Source organism: Pseudoalteromonas sp. BSi20495 (genome assembly GCF_000241185.1).
Taxonomy (GTDB): domain Bacteria; phylum Pseudomonadota; class Gammaproteobacteria; order Enterobacterales; family Alteromonadaceae; genus Pseudoalteromonas; species Pseudoalteromonas fuliginea.
Genome location: NZ_BADY01000174.1, coordinates 1 through 3056, shown reverse-complemented (window position 1 = coordinate 3056; position 3056 = coordinate 1). Strand labels below are relative to the sequence as shown.

At 40.8% G+C, this 3056-nt stretch carries 3 protein-coding genes; all 3 read right to left on the bottom strand.

The window, feature by feature from the left end:
- Positions 1-255 precede the first annotated feature (255 nt).
- From P20495_RS01455 to P20495_RS01465, 3 genes are read right to left on the bottom strand one after another with little or no spacing between them, the layout of a single operon-like run.
- Positions 256-1305 carry a DUF2955 domain-containing protein gene (locus P20495_RS01455; protein WP_008139132.1) on the bottom strand — a complete coding sequence of 350 codons (1050 nt, stop codon included), beginning with the start codon at positions 1303-1305 and terminating at the stop codon, positions 256-258.
- A gap of 10 nt (positions 1306-1315) precedes the next feature.
- Positions 1316-2380 (bottom strand): HlyD family secretion protein, encoded by a 1065-nt coding sequence (locus P20495_RS01460; RefSeq protein WP_008139130.1) that lies wholly within the window; start codon positions 2378-2380, stop codon positions 1316-1318.
- Positions 2370-2855 (bottom strand): MarR family transcriptional regulator, encoded by a 486-nt coding sequence (locus P20495_RS01465; RefSeq protein WP_007378789.1) that lies wholly within the window; start codon positions 2853-2855, stop codon positions 2370-2372. Before P20495_RS01465 ends, P20495_RS01460 begins: the two co-directional genes overlap by 11 nt.
- Positions 2856-3056: the final 201 nt, after the last annotated feature.

Here is a 3056-nt window from a genome sequence, read left to right as displayed (position 1 = left end):
TTAATATAAAAGCCTTGCTTCTCACGTGAGCAAGCTCTACGTCTACAAAACGGTGCAACCTTGTTAACTGGTAGACGCACAGCTTGCTGGCGTGTAAAAACGCAGTTTTTAAAATGGCTTAATAATTAAAAGCCTTGCTTCTCACGTGAGTAAGCTCTACGTCTACAAAATGTGCAACCTTGTTAACTGGTAGACGCACAGCTTGCTGGCGTGTAAAAACGCAGTTTTTAAAATGGCTTAATAATTAAAATTTATTTAATCAAAGGTATGATGGCGCGTTGCACTAAAGCGATTAAGTAAATGATGCATAACATATACAGCACATAAACTTAAAATAATCGCCACCGATACCGAACTAAATCGATACAGCGCACTGTAAATTAAGTCTTGTCCTGGGCCCAACGACTGCCCAAATAAAATACCAAATGTGGTTAATACACCAAACCCGATACCAGGAATACCGCCGCCTAAAAGGTGAAACCGTGCAAACACAAAGGATAAAATCCACAATATAGCAACCGGAAAAAGTAAAAAATCGCTATGGTTGTACAAAAATAACTGCGATAACAATGCGGCATTGCAACCAATCAATGTACCAATTGCACGTTGCCAGCCTGCCATACCTGCTGCTTTCCAACACAATGAAAATAAAATAAGTACTGAGGCTGCTTGTGCTGAAATTGAATCTTGTAAATCAAGCACCTGAAAAACCACAAACGAAAGCGTTGCCACACTGGCGCAAAGTAGCACCTCATGGCGAATGCTTTCTTTAGGTTTAGCTGGCATTACTCGACTGGGCCTTGCGGTTACATCAGGAAACACCCCATGCATTATCGCGGCAATAATCACAGTTAGTAGGATAGCCAAACCGTTACTTAAAATCAGCGGATAAATACTACTACCTTGATCAACATAGCTCGAAAAATGCAGTTGAATTGAAAGGCTAACCACGCCTAAAGCACCAAATAAAAAGGCGCTACCGCGACTCATTTTATGAAATAAAAAACAAAATATGCCAAATACAAGTAGCGTCATAACGACAGGCAAATGAGAAAATAGCCCCTGTATTACAAGTACTACAAATGCACTAAAAGCCGCCGACGCTATAAATTGATTGATAACACCTCGGCTTAATGTAGGCACCATACCGAGTAACAACATAGGATAAACAGTAAAAAATATGCCGTTTGGCCAGTTCATTAACTTACTAATGGCAAAACCGATAGTACATCCGCCGGCTATACGCAGTGCTTGGCGAAGGCCATTAGAATCTAATTGTGGTCCTTGGCTAACAACTTGAGTCATACCCTCTCCATTAATAAATGTAGTGTAACCAACTAATAAACCTAATTTGCGCTGCGCCAAACCACTGCCCAATAGTTGACTCTGGCAATAATTGCACTGTAGCACGTGCACCACTTGGCATATTTTCAATTAAATTTTGGTTGTTAACTAATTTTAGATGAATACGTTGTCGCTGCGCATCGCGCACCCAGCGGTTACTGATCTCTGTAGTACTGAGCAAACCATTGGCACTTAACTGACCATTGCTTACACCGGCCTCAAACGCCTCAAGTGTCGCGTCATAAACCTCTCCAGGGCGACTATCAAAAACGACTTTTGCTAGGCTACCGCGCTTCATGTGCAGAAGTGATTTCTCTCTAAAATCGGCAACTAAGTCGGCTTTTTTAGCCACAATCGCTAATAACGGTTTACCTGCAACGGCATATGCACCATCAAGCAATTGTAAGTTAGCAACTATGCCATCACTCAATGCACGCACTTGCGTATACGATAAATTCAACTCAGCTTGCGCTAACTGATTTGCAGCATGGCGCATTGCTAAGTTTTTATCACCTGACTCGCCACGGGCTAAAATAGCTTCCGATAATTGCGCCTCATACGCTGCTACATTTGCTTTGCTTGCTTGATAATTAGCACGAATACTTTCAAGCTCTTGCTCTGATATAGAGTTTTGTTTGTAGAGCTTTTCGCCTCGGCTTTTTAATAATTTTTGCTCATGTTGTTTGGCTTTTGCAGCACTTATTTGCGCCTCAAGCGCTTTTACATTTGTATCGAGTCGTTTGTTTTGTAATTTAGCATCGTCAAGTGCCAGCTTAGCTTGTTCGTACGCTAAGTTGTAAGGTCCTTGGTCAATATGAAACAAAATATCGCCTGCTTTCACAGGTTTGTTATTACTTACTAATACACTAGTTACTCGGCCACTTATTTGTGGCGATATTTGCACAACAGGATGATACACGCGCGCTTGAGGCGTTACAGGTAAAAAAATATCAGCCATTAAATAGTAAATAAACACTAAAACAAACCCAATGAGGGAGAGCCTTACATAGCGGGCAAATTTTTGATCAGGTGTCATTTTTAGCCTTTGTTTGAGATTTAATGCAATTGAGTGCGTTTTCTTCCATTTTTACCAAGCCGTATGCCATTGCATCTAATTGTGCATGACTAAAACCATTATATAACTGCGCTTTAATATCTGTTATTCGCTCATTTAAGGTGTGTAAAATGCTGCGACCTTGCTCAGTAAAATAAAGCTTTTTACTGCGTTTATCGTGCTCATCTACGCGGCGCACAATCAGCGATTGCTCTTCTAACTGTTTGAGCGTGCGCGTAAGCGACGGCATCTCTATGCCTAAGCTCTGTGAAAGCGCTAACTGGGTAACGCCCTCTTTGAGCATATTTATATGCATTAAGGCAGTCCAGCGCGACTGTGTTAACCCTAAAGGCTCAACAGCAATAGTTACCGCTTCACGGCATAAGCGATGCACACGGCCCATATTGCCGCAAAGTGTTAAATCAAGAGTTTCATAAAATGGAATGTTTTTAACCATAGCGCACTTAATTAGTTAGCAGGCTAACTATAATATCACTACTTAATAAACAACGTAAATATATTAGTTAAAAATGAATTAAAGATGCCCAGTAAGGCATAAAGCGAGGTGTCTCAAAATAAACGCCGAACTTATAGATGCGATTTCACATCGCGTTTGCCTGCAAATAAAAATATAAGCGAGGTATAAAACCTCACCTAT